Annotated in this window: 11 protein-coding genes and 1 pseudogene; 6 read left to right on the forward strand and 6 right to left on the reverse strand. The window is 69.5% G+C overall.

The genetic code is table 11. From position 1 onward, the window contains the following. Positions 1-15 precede the first annotated feature (15 nt). A complete protein-coding gene (locus tag PV396_RS41010; protein WP_319213436.1) occupies positions 16-561 on the reverse strand; it encodes an Rv3235 family protein in 546 nt (181 codons plus the stop codon). A 303-nt stretch (positions 562-864) separates the two neighbouring features. On the opposite strand from PV396_RS41010, the gene PV396_RS41015 reads away from it, so the two are divergent. From PV396_RS41015 to PV396_RS41030, 4 genes are all read left to right on the forward strand, one after another. After that, positions 865-1,380: a DUF6912 family protein gene (locus tag PV396_RS41015; protein ID WP_319213437.1), complete on the forward strand. Its 516-nt coding sequence runs from the start codon at positions 865-867 to the stop codon at positions 1,378-1,380. A 32-nt stretch (positions 1,381-1,412) separates the two neighbouring features. Further along, on the forward strand, positions 1,413-2,084 hold the full coding sequence (locus PV396_RS41020; RefSeq protein WP_319213438.1) for an HAD family hydrolase: 672 nt from the start codon (positions 1,413-1,415) through the stop codon (positions 2,082-2,084). Positions 2,085-2,567: 483 nt separating this feature from the next. Next, positions 2,568-7,541 (forward strand): NAD-glutamate dehydrogenase, encoded by a 4,974-nt coding sequence (locus PV396_RS41025; protein ID WP_319213439.1) that lies wholly within the window; start codon positions 2,568-2,570, stop codon positions 7,539-7,541. A 138-nt stretch (positions 7,542-7,679) separates the two neighbouring features. Further along, positions 7,680-8,123 carry a GtrA family protein gene (locus tag PV396_RS41030; protein ID WP_319213440.1) on the forward strand — a complete coding sequence of 148 codons (444 nt, stop codon included), beginning with the start codon at positions 7,680-7,682 and terminating at the stop codon, positions 8,121-8,123. Between the two features lie 8 nt (positions 8,124-8,131). Here the strand turns inward: PV396_RS41030 and PV396_RS41035 are convergent, their stop codons facing one another. Both PV396_RS41035 and PV396_RS41040 read right to left on the reverse strand, forming a co-directional pair. After that, the gene (locus PV396_RS41035; protein WP_319213441.1) at positions 8,132-8,944 is read right to left on the reverse strand and encodes an ABC transporter ATP-binding protein; all 813 of its coding nucleotides are present in this window, start codon (positions 8,942-8,944) and stop codon (positions 8,132-8,134) included. Next, the gene (locus tag PV396_RS41040) at positions 8,937-9,854 is read right to left on the reverse strand and encodes an ABC transporter permease (protein WP_319213442.1); all 918 of its coding nucleotides are present in this window, start codon (positions 9,852-9,854) and stop codon (positions 8,937-8,939) included. The genes PV396_RS41035 and PV396_RS41040 overlap by 8 nt, the downstream gene beginning before the upstream one ends. A 210-nt stretch (positions 9,855-10,064) precedes the next feature. On the opposite strand from PV396_RS41040, the gene PV396_RS41045 reads away from it, so the two are divergent. Beyond that, the gene (locus PV396_RS41045) at positions 10,065-10,700 is read left to right on the forward strand and encodes a TetR/AcrR family transcriptional regulator (protein ID WP_319213443.1); all 636 of its coding nucleotides are present in this window, start codon (positions 10,065-10,067) and stop codon (positions 10,698-10,700) included. Continuing rightward, positions 10,607-11,209: pseudogene (locus PV396_RS41050) on the forward strand (LuxR C-terminal-related transcriptional regulator). The gene PV396_RS41045 and the pseudogene PV396_RS41050 overlap by 94 nt, the downstream one beginning before the upstream one ends. A 22-nt stretch (positions 11,210-11,231) precedes the next feature. Here the strand turns inward: PV396_RS41050 and PV396_RS41055 are convergent. The 3 genes from PV396_RS41055 to PV396_RS41065 form a co-directional block, all read right to left on the reverse strand. Further along, positions 11,232-12,404, reverse strand: a complete 1,173-nt coding sequence (locus tag PV396_RS41055; RefSeq protein WP_319213444.1) for a transposase — start codon at positions 12,402-12,404, stop codon at positions 11,232-11,234. A 232-nt stretch (positions 12,405-12,636) separates the two neighbouring features. Continuing rightward, positions 12,637-13,650: a UDP-glucose 4-epimerase GalE gene (gene galE, locus PV396_RS41060; protein WP_319213445.1), complete on the reverse strand. Its 1,014-nt coding sequence runs from the start codon at positions 13,648-13,650 to the stop codon at positions 12,637-12,639. Positions 13,651-13,708: 58 nt separating this feature from the next. After that, positions 13,709-14,896 carry a glycosyltransferase family 87 protein gene (locus tag PV396_RS41065; RefSeq protein WP_319213490.1) on the reverse strand — a complete coding sequence of 396 codons (1,188 nt, stop codon included), beginning with the start codon at positions 14,894-14,896 and terminating at the stop codon, positions 13,709-13,711. Between the last annotated feature and the right edge of the window lie 57 nt (positions 14,897-14,953).

The following is a 14,953-nucleotide window of genomic DNA, read 5'->3' on the forward strand; positions in this document are numbered from 1 at the left end:
TCGCGTGCCCGGTGTCTAGTCGTCCGCCGTGTGCGGCCTGCGGGGGCCGCCCAGTTCCACTGCCGTGCAGCGCCAGCGGAAGTCCCGGCCGAGTTCCAGGCGGAAGGCCATCGCCCTGAGCTGATCGCCGGCGCCGATGCGGGCGAAGGCCTCCAGGGCGCCTCGGCTGGGCTCGTAGTAGCCGACGTCGCGGACGACGGGGCGGGTGCCGCGCGTGCGGAGGGGGCCGCGCGCCGCGAGCCAGGCCAGCTCGTCGTAGGCGCGGCCCACGGTGTGGCGGAGCATGCTGTGGACGGGGCGTTCCCCGCTCAGGACGGCCAGGAGGCGGTCCGCGAAGAGGTCGGTGGGGCGGGGCTGCGGGAGGGCGCGGGGCTGCCCTTGGGCGGGGACTCGGGGTTCCGGGTGGGTCCTGGTGGGCGCGGTGGCTTCGGTGAGGGGTGTGCGGGGCGTGCCTCCGCCCGGGGAGGTGCGGTGCGGGGTGCTGCCGGGGCGGCGGGTGTCCCGGCGTACCGGCGGGCGGGACGGGGTGTGGCGGACCGTCCTCGTCATCACCTTGTTCATGGAATGTCCCCGTTCTCGAGGCCCGGATGGATACCGGGCAGTAACTTTCCGTTGGGGATCTTGTACGGGGAGTAATCGACCTGGTGCAAGGAGAGATGGGGTGCGGGTCGGCGAAGGCGCAGGTTCACTTATCAGGGTGATTCGCGAGGGGCAAAGGCCTGGTGGGAGCTGTGGCCTGGGTGAATTCCGAGGCGCCCGGTGGACGCTCCGAGGGGCGTGAGCGGGGACCCGAAAGGGGACTCCGCGACGTATCCTGAAGGTCTTCCCGGGTCGTCTGAAACGCCTCTACGAAAGCGGTCAGTCATGCGCGTCTACGTCCCCCTGACCCTCCAGGGCCTTGCCGAGGCGTACAAGACGGGCGAGTTGGGGGCGGGACCGTTCGTCGCGTACGCCGTCACGCCCGCGTTGCGTGAGTGGTACCTGTCCGACGACGTCGAGGAGCTGGAGTACGCGGCGCTGAACCGGGCCGCGCTGGCCTCCCTGCGCCTGCTCGCCATGGACCCGGGGGTGGCGCGGCGCCGAGTGGTCGTCGCCGTCGATGTCGCCGACGGGGTCGCGGTGGCCGACCCCGACCGGGGCCTCGACCCGGTCGCGCTGGGCGAGGTCCGGGTGGGCGGGGCCGTGTCGCTCGGCAAGGCAGCTGCTGTGCACGTCGACGCCGGGGACGCCGAGAAGGACGTGGCGGCGGCCGCGGCGGCGCTGGGAGCGGCCGACCAGGGCGACGACGACGCGCAGTTCACGGTGGACGGGGCCGAGGACCACGAGCTGCTCTGGTATGCCACCCAGGAGATTCCGAACCTGGTCGGGTTGCCGGACTGAGCGACGGGCCGGGCTGGCTGTACTTTCTTGGTATGGGGAAGTACGGAGTGACGCACATCGTGTGGGACTGGAACGGAACGCTGTTCCACGACACCGAGGCCGTCATCGGCGCGACGAACGCCGCATTCGCCGAGCTGGGGCTGGCACCGATCACCCTCGAGCAGTACAGGGCGCTGTACTGCGTCCCGGTGCCGCGGTTCTACGAGCGACTGCTCGGGCGGCTGCCCACGGAGGCCGAGTGGGCCGCCATGGACGACATCTTCCACCGGTACTACGCGGAGCACCGGGTGACGTGCGAGCTGGCGGCCGGTGCGCGGGATCTGCTGGCCGGGTGGCAGTCGGCGGGCCACAGCCAGTCCATTCTGAGCATGTACGGGCACGCCGAACTCGTCCCGCTGGTCAGGGGATTCGGGATCGAGCCGCACTTCGTACGGGTCGACGGGCGGACTGGTCCCTCCGGCGGCAGCAAGGCCGAGCACATGGTGCGCCATCTCGAAGCGCTGACCGGCACCGGCGTCGAGGCCGCGCGCACGGTGGTCATCGGGGACGCCGCCGACGACGCGCTCGCGGCCCTGCACGTCGGTGCCCGGGCCGTGCTCTACACCGGGGGTTCCCATGGCCGGGCCAGCCTCGAAGAGGTGGGCGTGCCCGTGGTGGACAGCCTGGAGGAGGCCGTCGCGGAGGCCTCGCGGCCGGCCGCGTAGCCACAGCGCGCGCTCGGCAGGCCTCCGTTCCGGGCGATTCGGGCATCTCCTCTTCTCCCGCTGTGCATAACGGCAAACTTGTCAGCCATCTTTTGTACACAAATGGCGCATGACGTGGCCCCCGTCATGAGCGATAGCCTTGTGGCGTGATCAGCGCGATACGTCGCGGGGGCGCCCTCGTCCCTGCTTTGCGCCCGGAGTGCACGGACCACATCCGTGCCCGGGCGGTGATCGCTGGTCGGCGCGGGCGGGACGGAACCCCGAGGGTTCCCAGGACGCCGTACGCATCCCGTGGACCGGCGTTGCCGAGAGCAGCGTCACACTCCGCCGGGGTGCCGAGAATGGCCGATAACCCCCCGCTCTTCCCACCCTGCGGCATAGCGTCGGAACAGACCGGAGACCCCGCGTCGAGGCGTTGTACCGCAGGAGGAGCCGTACTTCCTTCTACGTCACGCAACGGCGCGCGACAGGAGTCAGAGGACAATGCAGACCAAGCTGGACGAAGCCAAGGCCGAGCTGCTCGAAAGGGCCGCGCGGGTAGCTGAGAACAGCCCGGTCGGGGGGCACCTACCGACTGGGACGACACGTGCAACCGAGTCCGGCCGGGACCCCGGCACCCCGGACCACGACACCGTGCTCGCGTTCCTCCAGCGCTACTACCTGCACACCGCCCCGGAGGACCTCACCGACCGCGACCCGGAGGACGTCTTCGGCGCGGCCTTCTCGCACTACCGGCTGGGCGAGACCCGTCCGCAGGGCACGGCGAGCGTGCGGGTGCACACCCCGACCGTCGAGGAGAACGGCTGGACGTGCAGCCACTCCGTGGTCGAGGTCGTCACGGACGACATGCCCTTCCTCGTCGACTCGGTCACCAACGAACTGTCCCGCCAGGGGCGCGGCATCCATCTCGTCGTCCATCCGCAGTTCGTCGTACGACGGGACCTGACCGGCCGGCTCATCGAGGTGCTGCCCGACCGGGCCACCGGGAGCGCGGCCGTCGGGGACGCCGACCTGCCGCACGATGCGCACGTCGAGTCGTGGATCCATGTCGAGATCGACCGCGAGACCGACCGCGCCGACCTGAAGCAGATCACCAGCGACCTGCTGCGTGTGCTGTCCGACACCCGTGAGGCCGTCGAGGACTGGGACAAGATGCGCGACGCGGCGCTGCGCATCGCCGACGAGCTGCCCAAGGAGCCGACCGCAGACGACCTGGTCGACCAGGACGTCGAGGAGGCGCGCGAACTGCTGCGCTGGCTCGCGCAGGACCACTTCACCTTCCTCGGCTACCGCGAGTACGAGCTGCGCGAGGACGACTCGCTGGGTGCCGTGCCGGGGACCGGGCTCGGCATTCTGCGCGCCGATCCCCACCACTCCGAGGACGAGGGCCATCCGGTCAGCCCGTCCTTCGAGCGGCTGCCCGCCGACGCCCGGGCCAAGGCCCGCGAGCACAAGCTGCTCGTCCTGACCAAGGCCAACAGCCGCGCCACCGTCCACCGGCCGTCGTATCTCGACTACGTCGGGGTGAAGAAGTTCGACGAGAAGGGTGAGGTCGTCGGCGAGCGGCGGTTCCTGGGGCTGTTCTCCTCGGCCGCGTACACCGAGTCCGTGCGCCGGGTGCCCGTCGTGCGGCGCAAGGTCGACGAGGTGCTGCGGGCCGCCGGGTTCTCGCCCGACAGCCACGACGGGCGCGACCTGCTCCAGATCATGGAGACCTACCCGCGCGACGAGATCTTCCAGACGCCGCCCGACGAACTCCGGGCCATCGTCACCTCGGTGCTGTACCTCCAGGAGCGGCGCCGGCTGCGCCTCTACCTGCGCCAGGACGAGTACGGGCGCTACTACTCCGCCCTCGTCTATCTGCCCCGGGACCGGTACACCACCGGCGTACGGCTGCGGATCATCGACATCCTGAAGGAGGAACTCGGCGGCATCAGCGTCGACTTCACGGCCTGGAACACCGAGTCCATCCTGTCGCGGCTGCACTTCGTCGTCCGCGTTCCGCAGGGCACCGAGCTGCCGCAGCTGTCCGACCAGGACAAGGAGCGCATCGAGGCGCGGCTCGTCGAGGCCGCCCGGTCCTGGGCCGACGCCTTCGCCGAGGCGCTCAACGCCGAGTGCGGCGAGGAGCGCGCCGCCGAACTGCTGCGCCGGTACGGCAACGCCATCCCCGAGGGCTACAAGGCCGACCACACCCCGCGCGCCGCCGTCGCCGACCTCGTCCACCTCGAGAAGCTGGGCGTCGGCACCAACTTCTCGCTGAGCCTCTACGAGCCGGTGAGCGCCGCGCCCGGTGAACGCCGGTTCAAGATCTACCGCACCGGCGAGTCCGTCTCGCTGTCCTCCGTGCTTCCCGTCCTCAACCGGCTCGGCGTCGAGGTGATCGACGAGCGGCCGTACGAGCTGCGCTGCTCGGACCGGACCACCGCCTGGATCTACGACTTCGGGCTCAGGCTGCCCAAGTCGCTGAGCGGCGGCGGGGATTATCTCGGGGACGACGGCCGCGAGCGTTTCCAGGAGGCTTTCTCGGCCACCTGGACCGGGCAGGCCGAGAACGACGGTTTCAACGCGCTGGTGCTGAGCGCGGGCCTCGACTGGCGGCAGGCGCTGGTGCTGCGGGCGTACGCGAAGTACCTGCGGCAGGCCGGTTCCACGTTCAGCCAGGACTACATGGAGGACACCCTCCGTAACAATGTCCACACCACCCGGCTGCTCGTGTCCCTGTTCGAGGCGCGGATGTCGCCGGAGCGGCAGCGGGCGGGCGTCGAGCTGACCGACGCGCTCATGGAGGAGCTGGACGCGGCCCTCGACCAGGTGGCCTCCCTCGACGAGGACCGCATCCTGCGGTCCTTCCTCACCGTCATCAAGGCGACCCTGCGGACGAACTTCTACCAGGAGAGCGCGGGCGGCAAGCCGCACGACTACGTCTCCATGAAGTTCGACCCGCAGGCCATCCCGGACCTGCCGGCGCCGCGTCCGGCGTACGAGATCTGGGTGTACTCGCCGAAGGTGGAGGGCGTCCATCTGCGGTTCGGGAAGGTCGCGCGCGGCGGACTGCGCTGGTCGGACCGGCGGGAGGACTTCCGTACGGAGATCCTCGGGCTGGTCAAGGCGCAGATGGTGAAGAACACCGTCATCGTGCCGGTCGGCGCCAAGGGCGGGTTCGTCGCCAAGCAGTTGCCCGATCCGAGTGTGGACCGGGACGCGTGGCTCGCCGAGGGGGTCAGGAGCTACCGGACGTTCATCTCGGCGCTCCTCGACATCACCGACAACCTGGTGGCGGGCGAGGTCGTGCCGCCCGCCGACGTCGTACGGCACGACGAGGACGACACCTACCTCGTCGTCGCCGCCGACAAGGGCACGGCGACCTTCTCCGACATCGCCAACGAGGTCGCCGAGTCGTACAACTTCTGGCTCGGGGACGCCTTCGCGTCGGGTGGCTCGGCCGGGTACGACCACAAGGGCATGGGCATCACCGCGCGCGGCGCCTGGGAGTCCGTCAAGCGGCACTTCCGTGAGCTGGGCGTCGACACCCAGACCGAGGACTTCACGGTCGTGGGCGTCGGTGACATGAGCGGTGACGTGTTCGGCAACGGCATGCTGCTGAGCGAGCACATCCGGCTCGTCGCCGCCTTCGACCACCGGCACATCTTCATCGACCCGAAGCCCGACGCGGCCACCTCGTACGCCGAGCGGCGACGCCTGTTCGAGCTGCCGAGGTCCAGCTGGGCGGAGTACGACAGTCAGCTGATCTCCGCCGGGGGCGGCATCTTCCCCCGCACCGCCAAGGCCATCCCGGTCAACTCGCACATCCGCGAGGCGCTCGGCATCGAGGCCGCGGTCAGCAAGATGACGCCGGCCGACCTGATGAAGGCGATCCTCCAGGCGCCGGTCGACCTGCTGTGGAACGGCGGCATCGGCACGTACGTCAAGTCGAGCACGGAGTCGCACGCCGACGTCGGCGACAAGGCCAACGACGCCATCCGCGTCGACGGCGGCGACTTGCGCGTCAGGGTCGTCGGCGAGGGCGGCAACCTCGGGCTCACCCAGCTCGGGCGGATCGAGTTCGCGCAAATCGGCGGGAAGATCAACACCGACGCCATCGACAACAGCGCGGGCGTGGACACCTCCGACCACGAGGTGAACATCAAGATCCTGCTCAACTCCCTTGTCACCGAAGGTGACATGACCGTCAAACAGCGCAACAAGCTGCTCGCCCAGATGACCGACGAGGTCGGCGCGCTGGTCCTGCGCAACAACTACGCGCAGAACACGGCCATCGCCAACGCCCTCGCCCAGTCCAAGGACATGCTCCACGCCCAGCAGCGCTTCATGCGGTACCTGGTGCGGGAAGGCCATCTGGACCGGGCGCTGGAGTTCCTGCCGACCGACCGGCAGATCCGGGAACGCCTCAGCGGCGGGCAGGGGCTGACCGGGCCGGAGACGGCCGTGCTCCTCGCGTACACCAAGATCACGGTCGCCGACGAGCTGTTGCAGACCTCGCTGCCCGAAGACCCGTATCTGCGCCGCCTGTTGGACGCCTACTTCCCGAGCGCGCTGCGCAAGAAGTTCCCCGAGCAGATCGACGGGCACGCGCTGCGCCGCGAGATCATCACGACCATGCTCGTCAACGACACGGTCAACACGGGCGGTACGAGCTTCCTGCACCGGCTGCGCGAGGAGACCGGCGCCTCACTGGAGGAGGTGGTGCGGGCGCAGACCGCGGCTCGCGCGATCTTCAACTCCAGCGCGGTGTGGGACGGGGTCGAGGCGCTCGACAACACGGTCGAGGCCGCAGTCCAGACCCGGATCCGCCTCCACTCGCGGCGACTTGTCGAGCGCGGCACGCGCTGGCTGCTCAACAACCGGCCGCAGCCGGTGCAGCTCACGGAGACCGTCGAGTTCTTCGGCGAGCGGGTCGGCCAAGTGTGGTCCCAGCTGGCCAAGCTGCTCAGCGGCGCGGATCTCGAGTGGTACCGGAAGATCTACGACGAGCTGACGGGCGCCGGAGTCCCCGACCAGCTCGCCACCAAGGTCGCGGGCTTCTCGTCGGCCTTCCCGACGCTCGACATCGTCTCGGTCGCCGACCGGATGGGCCGCGACCCGATGGATGTCGCCGAGGTCTACTACGACCTCGCCGACCGTCTCCACATCACCCAGCTCATGGACCGCATCATCGAGCTGCCGCGCGCCGACCGCTGGCAGTCCATGGCCCGCGCCTCCATCCGCGAGGACCTGTACGCGGCTCACGCGTCCCTCACGGCGGACGTCCTCGCGGCCGGCAACGGCTCGGCGACGCCCGAGCAGCGCTTCCAGGCGTGGGAGGCGAAGAACACCGCGCTCCTGGGCCGCGCGCGCACGACCCTGGACGAGATCCAGAGCTCGGACGCCTTCGACCTGGCGAACCTGTCGGTCGCGATGCGGACGATGCGCACGCTGCTGCGGAGTCACTCGTAGCCGGTACGCGTGCGGGGGCGCCCCGGGCCGTCGTCACGGCTCGGGGCGCCCCTGTTTTTCTTGACAACTGTTAGAGAAAAGCAGACGGGGAATTTACCCTTTCCTGCTAGACCGGATGCCTCGGATAAAGTCGCGGGCGTGAGTGTGAATGTCTCCGAGGACCGGCTGACCGTTCCGGCCAGGTCGGTGCGGCGCCTGATTCTCGAAGCGGTGAAATTCGGGGCCGTCGGCGGCAGTGGCGTGCTCGTGAACTTCCTGTTCTTCAACTTGCTGTTGCACGGGATGGGTTGGCGGGCGATGACGGCCACCGTGCTGTCCAGCCTCATCGCCATGGGCTCGAACTATCTGGGTTTCCGCTATTTCACGTACCGGGACAGGGCCTCACGTACCAGGCAGCAGATCGCGCTGTTCTTCGTGTTCAGCGCGATCGGCATCGCGATGGAAAGCGGCCTGTTCTACATCGGTTATCACGGTCTGGGATTGCACGGGCCGGTCGAGTCGAACGAGGTGAAGGGCGTCTCGATCGTGCTCGCCTCGGCGTTCCGCTTCCTCGTCTACCGCACCTGGGTATTCCGCCACTAGGCCTGGGCTCAGGCGGCCTGGGCCGTCGGCTTCGTCGGGCGGTTGGTGAATGCCTCGTACTCCTTCAGTACGTCGTCCGTCGGGCCGTCCATGCGCAGTTCGCCGCGTTCCAGCCACAGGACACGGTCGCAGGTGTCGCGGATCGACTTGTTGTTGTGGCTGACCAGGAACACCGTGCCCGCGTGCTGGCGCAGCTCGCGGATGCGTTCCTCGGAGCGCATCTGGAAGGAGCGGTCGCCGGTCGCCAGGGCCTCGTCGATCAGCAGGACGTCGTGGTCCTTGGCGGCGGCGATGGAGAAGCGCAGCCGGGCGCCCATGCCCGAGGAGTACGTCCGCATGGGCAGGGAGATGAAGTCGCCCTTCTCGTTGATCCCCGAGAAGTCGACGATGTCCTGGTAGCGCTCCTTGATCTGTTCCCGGGACATGCCCATGGCGAGACCGCCGAGATAGACGTTCCGCTCGCCCGTCAGGTCGCCCATCAGGGCCGCGTTGACGCCGAGGAGGGAGGGCTGGCCGTCCGTGTAGATGTGGCCGTTCTCCACCGGGAGCAGTCCGGCGACCGCCTTGAGCAGCGTGGACTTGCCGGAGCCGTTGGTGCCGATCAGACCGATGGCCTCGCCGCGGTAGGCGACGAAGGACACGTTCTTGACGGCGTGCACCTTGCGCACACCGGCCGCCTTCTCGCTCTGCCTGCGCCGCACCATGCGGTTGAGGGCGGCGGTCGCGGTGCCCCGTCCGGCACCCGTGCCGTTGACGCGGTAGACGATGTCGACGTGTGAGGCGACGACGGTGGGGATCTGCTCGTTCGGGTTCTCAGCCACGGCCGTACGTCTCCTCAGCCTTCCAGAAGTAGATGAAGCCGCCGACGCCCGCGAGCAGCGCCCAGCCGGTCGCGATCAGCCAGATGTGCGCCGGGAGCTGGCTGGAGTGGTAGCTGTCGATCAGGGCGAAGCGCATCAGGTCGATGTAGATCGCCGCCGGGTTGGTCGAGAGGAGCACCGACACCACGTGCGGCAGGTCGTCCTTCGAGGTCAGCTTGTCGATGCTCCACATGACCCCGGACACGTACATCCAGGTGCGCAGCACGAACGGCATCAGCTGGGCGATGTCCGGAGTCGACGCGCCCATCCGCGCCATGATCATCGACACGCCCGTGTTGAACACGAACTGGAGTGCCAGGGCGGGGATGACCAGCAGCCAGGAGGCGCTGACCGGGATGCCGAAGCAGAGCAGGATCACGATCAGCGCGGCCATCGAGAACAGCAGTTGCTGGAGCTGCTGGATGCAGAACGAGATCGGAAGGGCCGCGCGCGGGAAGTGCAGGGCCCGGACCAGGCCGAGGTTGCCGGCGATGGCGCGGGTGCCCGCCATGATCGAGCTCTGGGTGAACGTCCAGATGAACACGCCCGTCACCAGGAACGGGATGTAGTCAGGCACGCCGTGCTTGGTGCCCAGCAGGACGCCGAAGATGAAGTAGTAGACCGCCGCGTTGAGCAATGGGGTCATCACCTGCCAGATCTGCCCGAGCTTCGCCTGGCTGTACTGGGCGGTGAGCTTGGCGGTGGCGAACGCGGTGATGAAGTGGCGCCGGTCCCACAGCTGGCGGACGTACGTGCGCAGGCTGGGGCGGGCGCCGCTGACCGAGAGCCCGTACCGGGCGGCGAGCGCCGTGAGGTCGTCGTCGGCCGCGGTGGCCTGCGACGGGGGCGGTGTGTGGAGGACCTGGCTCACATCCGCTGCTTTCACTTGGGGGGAGTGGAAAGGGGGCGCGCGACCGGTCCCGCTTTTCCCGGCGCCCCCTGCCGGCGGTGCACGCCGGGTCTTACGCGTTTCTTTCCAAACTCTTACGTCGGGACGGGACCGTATCGTCGCAACGGGAGCGTATTCCGATTCGGCGTCGGAACGCAACCGTTTCGTCGTAACGCCCCTATGCTGGTCCGCATGACGACGAACACCGACGAGCCCGGGACCGCGCCGGCACGGACCCGCCGCCGGGCCCCCGCCGGAGCCGCCGTACTGCGGGAGGACGTGACGGAGGCCATCCGGGCGGCCGTGTTCGAGGAGCTGGCGGCCGTCGGATACGCCAGGACGTCCATCGAGGGCGTCGCACGCCGGGCGGGCGTCGGCAAGACGGCGGTGTACCGGCGCTGGCGTTCGAAACTGCACCTGGTGCTCGACCTGGTCTCGGCGATCGCGGTGCAGGGGCTCCCCGCGCCGGACACGGGCACCCTCGAGGGCGACCTGCGGATGCTGTACGAGCTGACGTCCCGTGCGCTGCGCCACCCGGTGGCCTCGCAGATCATCCCCGACCTCCAGGCGGAGGCCGCCCGCAACCCCGAGATCGCCGACGCCATGCAGAAGGCGCTGCGGGAAGGGCAGGAAGGGGTCGCGAGCGGAATCGTCGCGGCGGCGGAGCAGCGCGGGGAGATCCGCTCCGGCATCGACCCCGACCTGGCCCTCGACCTGATCTCCGGGCCCCTCTACTGGCGCTCGGTGGTGATCCGCAGCCCGAAGCTGCCGAAGGGGTATCTGGGATCGCTGGCCCGGGCGACCACGGCGGCGCTGAAGGCGCTGTGACGCCTCGATCCGTACGCCCTGATCTGGACGTCCGGATGCCTCCCGGCTTCCGCGACGAGGGTCCGCGGGCGGCCTTGGAAGCGCGGGAACGGATTCCCGGCCTTCCGGTTCTGGTCCCGTCCCAGTACGTGGAGGAGTCGTACGCGGCGGAGCGAGCGGCGTGGGCTATCTCCTGGAGAACCGTGTGGGCAGGATCGGCGAGTTCCTCGACGCCCTGGAGCGCGTCGCCGCCGAACTCCTCGTCGGGCGCCGGGACTCCCCTCTCGACACCCTCGCACCGCGCGAGCGCGAGGTTCTGGAGCTGATGCGGAGGGCCACGACAACACGATGATCGCCAAGACCTGGTGGTCGCGGAGCGCTCGGTCAGCAAACACGTTTGCAACGTGTTCCTGAAGCTGGGTCTGCCCCCGAGCGACAGCGGACACCGCCGGGTGCCGGTGGTACTGGCGTACGTCAACTACCCGGTCGTGAGCGACCGGGCTTGCTGCTCGAGTCATCACTGGCTGTGATGGGTACGGCTGCGTCCAGGACTCACGCGGTGAGGGTGAGTTCAGGGGCCGTTGGCGGGGCCCCGCAGACCCACGCCATCCAGCCGCGTCGGCGGATGTTGTGGGACGAGTTGTGGTCCGCGTGCTCAACGAAGCCGCAGGACCGGCACGCGAAACGGGCCTGGGTGGGCCGGTTTCCGCGTTCGGTGTGGTGGCACTGGGAGCATTCCTGGCTGGTGTAGGCCGGATCGACGTACACCACCGGCACCCCGGCCTTCCGCGCCTTGTAGGCGATGAAGGAGCCGAGTTGCGCGAAGGGCCAGGTGTGGATCTTGACTCGTTGGGGCTTCCTCAGCCGTGCCCGCTCGCGGATGCCCGTCAGTTCTTCCAGGGCGATTCCGCGACCGGTGCGTTCAGCCTCCGCCACGATCCGTTTGCTGATTTTGTGGTTGATGTCCTTGTTACGGCGGGCCTCACGGCCCGCGTGCTTCTTCGCCCGCCGCTTCGCGGACTTGGTGCCCTTCCTCTGCAGCTTGGAGCGCAGTGTCCGGTCGTTCTCCCGCTTGCGGTTGATGCGGCGCCCGGAGTGCTTTGTACCGTCGGACGTGGCGGCGATGTTCACGATTCCGAGATCGACACCCAGGAAGGCCGCGGGGTGGGTGTTCAGGGTCTTCTCGGGAATCTCGCAGGTCGCGATCAGGAACCACTTCCCGCCCTGGCGCACCAGGTCGGACTCGCCCTTGCGGTGGCGGGCCAGAACCCCCAGTTGCTCGACCTGCCCGGTGAACGCCACGTTCTTCAGGCGTCCGCCGGTGGTCCAGACCGAGACGGTGCGGGCCTGGTGCTGCCAGGACAGCATCCGGTCGTCATAGGGCTGGGCCGCCTCGGGCCGGAAGACGACCGGCTTGCCCGCCGCGCGGGTGTGGCGCTTGGAGCCCGGCTTGCCGTAGCGGCCGGCCCGCAGGCCGGCCTTCAGGGTCGTGTAGGCGTCACATGTTTTCTTGATCGCGTGCTGGGCGGCCTGCGCCCCAAGCCCCCACCGTTGACGGATCTCGACGTAAGTGTGCTTGCGCAGCCCCAACGGACGGCACGCCCTCTTCTCGAGGGCGACCTCCGCGGCCCAGGTCGCGGCCTCGTTACAGGCGTGCAGGGTCGCCTCAAGTGCCGCCGCCTGCACGGGCGTCGGCAGGAGTTTGACCCGCACCACCAGCTTCATGACACCCGAACCTACACAGCCGCCCGCACGCATGGACGGCTTCCGCACATCCGCCCCGCCATCCAGCGACCCACCGACCATACGTTCGGCATTGCCCGGCTCCGCCGGACAGCCCCACGGGTGCTCCGCGCCCGAACTCCCGGACACCGCGACGCTCCGCGTCGCCACCACACGATGCGATTCCTGCCAGGCGTGAACGCCTGGGGTTCCTCGCAAGAATGTCGCTGAACAGTCAGTAGCTTCCTGAGCTTTCGGCCCCCTTCCCCGCCTCCGGGTGCAGTCGGACCCAGCCCGCCCACGCCGAGGTGATCATGTCGTGGACGTCGTGCTTCGCCTTCCAGCCCAGCTCGGTGGCGATGCGGTCGGCCGAGGCCACCACCCTCGCCGGGTCGCCCGGGCGGCGCGGGGCCACGACCGGGGGCAGGGCATGGCCCGTCACGCCGTTCACCAGGTCGATCATGTCGCGGACCGAGACGCCCTCCCCCCGGCCGATGTTGAGGGTGAGCTCACGGCCAGGGGTCGCCTCCAGCGCCCGGGCCGCCGCCACATGGGCCTCCGCCAGGTCCACCACATGGATGTAGTCCCGTACGCAGGTGCCGTCCGGGGTCGGGTAGTCGTCGCCGAAGATGCGCGGAGGCTCGTGTGCCGTCAGACGTTCGAAGATCATCGGGACGATGTTGAAGGCACCCACGTCGGCCAGTTCCGGGCTCGCCGCGCCCGCCACGTTGAAGTAGCGCAGGCTCGCCGTCGACAGGCCCGTGGCCCGGCCCGTCGCGCGGACCAGCCACTCGCCCGCCAGCTTCGTCTGGCCGTAGGGGCTCATCGGGACGCACGGCGTGTCCTCCGTCACCAGGGCCCCCTTCCGCGCGGCGGGCGGCATGCCGTACACGGCCGCCGAGGACGAGAACACGAACGACGGCACCCCGGCCGCCGTGACCGCCTCCAGCAGGACGCGCAGCCCCTCCACGTTCTCCCGGTAGTAGTGCAGCGGCCGGTCCATCGACTCGCCCACCTGCTTCTTCGCCGCCAGATGGACCACGCCCGTCACCTCGTGGTCCCTGAGGGCACGCGCCACCCGCTCCCCGTCCAGGGTCGAGCCGACCACCAGTGCCACGCCGTCCGGCACGCGCTCGGCGATGCCGGTGGACAGGTCGTCGTACACCACGGTGCGTTCGCCCGCCTCGGTCATCGCGCGCACGACGTGCGCCCCGATGTAGCCTGCGCCGCCGGTGATCAGCCAGGTCATTGCGGCCGTCCCCTCGTGTGGTCGGGTGTTTCGGTCGTACTTTGTCAGTTAACTTCCGTTAAGGCGCGCTAAGTTCCCGCTCGGGGAGTGAACGAACGGAAGCAGGAACCGGGAGCCGGGCCGCGGTGGGCCGGGTCGAGCGCCACAGTCGTACGAAGGACAGGATCGCCGCCGCGGCCAGCAGACCGTTGCGTACGACCATCACCGTCACGCCCGTCCAGGTGCAGTGGATGACCTCGGCGTACAGGACCGGATAGTCGAGGCCGCTGACCGCCGCGGCCGCGAGGAGCAACCATGCCACCGGGCGCTGGCTGGTGTGCCGCGAGGTCAGGCACACGGCGGCCAGCCCCACCAGCCAGACCAGGTACTGCGGGCTGATCACCCTGCTGGTGACCGTGAAGAGGAGTACGGCGCTCATGGCCGCGTCGAACGGAGTCGCCTCTGTCCAGTGCCGGGCCCGCACCCGCCACAGCAGCAGGAGTCCGAACGCGCCGGCCGTCAGCGCGAGGGACAGCGCCGCCACCGAGGCGACGTACGGGCCCACGAACTCCATCGCGCCGTACTGGTAGCGCACGCGCCCGTCCCACCCCGCGCGCGTGGCGAGGGAGAGCGCGGTGCCGCCGAGCGACTCGATCTGCACGCCCCGCCCGCCCTGCTGGCGCAGGAACGCGAACGGGTTGCTGAAAACGGCCGCCAGGAGTGCCAGCGCGGCCGTCGCCGTGACCGTCGCGGACGTCCACGCCGACCGGGTCGCTGAACCCTTCGGCGTACCCAGCAGCACCAGGGCCGGCCAGACCTTCACCAGGGCGCCCAGCGCCGCGAACGCGCCGCACGCGCGCGGGGAGCGCGACAAAGTCAACAGGGAGATGACGGCGAACGCCGTGACCTGCACGTCGTAGCGGGCGAGCGGGACATGGAGGAGCAGGGGCAGGCTCGCCGTCCAGTACACGGCGCCGCGCAGGGAGCGGCCGGGGCGGCGTCCCGCGCGCGTGAGGGCCAGCAGGACCAGGACGTCGGTGGCGAGCGTGAGCGCCACGAACGCCTCGAAGTAGGTGAACGTCGGAAGCAGCGCGGGCGACAGCAGCACCGGACCGGCGCCCGGCGGGTACTGCCACAGCGTGTCGTGCGCGGGGAACGTGCCCTGAGTGAGGACGCCGTACCAGCGGAAGTACAGCCGCTGCACCTCACGAGCCACCGAGCCGCCGCCGAGCGGCGGGAGGTCGTCGTGGATCAGCAGCCACAGCATCAGGGCGCGGGAGGCGGCCCAGCCGACAGTGAGGGCGAGGAGGGCGGGGGGTCTCGT

The organism is Streptomyces sp. ME02-8801-2C, assembly GCF_033793965.1.
Lineage (GTDB): Bacteria > Actinomycetota > Actinomycetes > Streptomycetales > Streptomycetaceae > Streptomyces.

Bases quoted from the DNA above. Each gene is read 5' to 3' on its own strand.
- PV396_RS41010 (WP_319213436.1), bottom strand. From the start codon at position 561: ATGAACAAGGTGATGACGAGGACGGTCCGCCACACCCCGTCCCGCCCG.
- PV396_RS41015 (WP_319213437.1), top strand. From the start codon at position 865: ATGCGCGTCTACGTCCCCCTGACCCTCCAGGGCCTTGCCGAGGCGTAC.
- PV396_RS41020 (WP_319213438.1), top strand. From the start codon at position 1,413: ATGGGGAAGTACGGAGTGACGCACATCGTGTGGGACTGGAACGGAACG.
- PV396_RS41025 (WP_319213439.1), top strand. From the start codon at position 2,568: ATGCAGACCAAGCTGGACGAAGCCAAGGCCGAGCTGCTCGAAAGGGCC.
- PV396_RS41045 (WP_319213443.1), top strand. From the start codon at position 10,065: ATGACGACGAACACCGACGAGCCCGGGACCGCGCCGGCACGGACCCGC.
- PV396_RS41055 (WP_319213444.1), bottom strand. From the start codon at position 12,404: ATGAAGCTGGTGGTGCGGGTCAAACTCCTGCCGACGCCCGTGCAGGCG.
- galE (WP_319213445.1), bottom strand. From the start codon at position 13,650: ATGACCTGGCTGATCACCGGCGGCGCAGGCTACATCGGGGCGCACGTC.
- PV396_RS41065 (WP_319213490.1), bottom strand. From the start codon at position 14,896: ATGCTGTGGCTGCTGATCCACGACGACCTCCCGCCGCTCGGCGGCGGC.